Origin of the sequence: Candidatus Dedyshia acidiphila (genome assembly GCF_051025295.1) — a bacterium.
Classification (GTDB): domain Bacteria; phylum Acidobacteriota; class Terriglobia; order Terriglobales; family Acidobacteriaceae; genus KBS-83.
Map to the genome: position 1 here is coordinate 1 of NZ_JBMGJV010000105.1, position 254 is coordinate 254.

Consider the following 254-nt stretch of genomic DNA (forward strand, 5'->3'; position numbering starts at 1 on the left):
TAGAGGACATCGCGGCGATCGCGCGCATGCTCGGCGATGGTCTTCTGCGCCCATGGCTCGGCGCAACCGATGTTGTCGTAGGTGTCGTTCTCGTAGCGGACGAAGTTGATCGACAGCTCGCGCCAGCCGACCAGTTCATTGATGTAAGCGTCGTACGCGGACTGCGGAGCCTTGCCGGCAGCAATGGCCTTCTGCACCTCGAGCACAATGCGCAGCGGGCTGATGTGGCCGAAGTGCAGGTAGGGCGAGAGCTG

The 254-nt window shown here is 62.6% G+C and carries 1 pseudogene; it reads right to left on the reverse strand.

Annotation, left to right across the window (positions count from 1 at the left end):
* Positions 1-254, reverse strand: a pseudogene (locus tag AC5IJH_RS18385) (deoxyribodipyrimidine photo-lyase); the annotation flags it as partial.